This is a genomic window from Streptomyces bicolor, assembly GCF_000719285.1.
Lineage (GTDB): Bacteria > Actinomycetota > Actinomycetes > Streptomycetales > Streptomycetaceae > Streptomyces > Streptomyces bicolor.
The window spans coordinates 1-416 of the sequence record NZ_JOFS01000125.1; the positions used below are offsets into that span (position 1 = coordinate 1).

Here is a 416-nt window from a genome sequence, read left to right on the forward strand (position 1 = left end):
CCGGCTTAGAAGTGCTCCTTAGAAAGGAGGTGATCCAGCCGCACCTTCCGGTACGGCTACCTTGTTACGACTTCGTCCCAATCGCCAGTCCCACCTTCGACAGCTCCCTCCCACAAGGGGTTGGGCCACCGGCTTCGGGTGTTACCGACTTTCGTGACGTGACGGGCGGTGTGTACAAGGCCCGGGAACGTATTCACCGCAGCAATGCTGATCTGCGATTACTAGCAACTCCGACTTCATGGGGTCGAGTTGCAGACCCCAATCCGAACTGAGACCGGCTTTTTGAGATTCGCTCCACCTCACGGTATCGCAGCTCATTGTACCGGCCATTGTAGCACGTGTGCAGCCCAAGACATAAGGGGCATGATGACTTGACGTCGTCCCCACCTTCCTCCGAGTTGACCCCGGCGGTCTCC

Annotated in this window: 1 rRNA gene; it reads right to left on the minus strand. The window is 58.2% G+C overall.

Annotated features, from left to right (window positions below):
* Window positions 1-22 precede the first annotated feature (22 nt).
* A 16S ribosomal RNA gene (locus tag IF78_RS0142930) occupies window positions 23-416 on the minus strand; the annotation flags it as partial.